Here is a 301-nt window from a genome sequence, read left to right as displayed (position 1 = left end):
GCACGACCGGAGCCCCCTGCCCGGGCCCGAAGGGGCCCAGGCACGAGCACTACCGGGACACCCTGCGCGCCTTCTGCCCGCCAGGCCGATCGGCTGCCCTGGACCGGCTGGAGGACCCTGTCTGGTGACCGCTCAACAAAGATTCAGATCACGCCGCGCCGCATTGATGACGTTGTGGGCATCGGCTCCGTAGACCGCTGACTCCCGGAGTGTCCTCCACACCTTCTTGTGCAGAGTGACGTTGTCGGCGTCGTCCAACCACAGCTCGGCATGCCAGTCCTCCGCAACGACCAGGCGGCCA

At 67.4% G+C, this 301-nt stretch carries 1 pseudogene; it reads right to left on the bottom strand.

The annotated features are described in order from the left end of the window. Positions 1-132 precede the first annotated feature (132 nt). Positions 133-301 (bottom strand): annotated as a pseudogene (locus IE97_RS43385) (transcriptional regulator); the annotation flags it as partial.

It is taken from the genome of Streptomyces sp. NRRL S-455, assembly GCF_000717875.1.
In the GTDB taxonomy this organism is placed as follows: Bacteria; Actinomycetota; Actinomycetes; order Streptomycetales; family Streptomycetaceae; genus Streptomyces.
The sequence above is the reverse complement of the archived record's forward strand: the minus strand, read 5'-3'. Positions and strand labels throughout refer to the sequence as shown.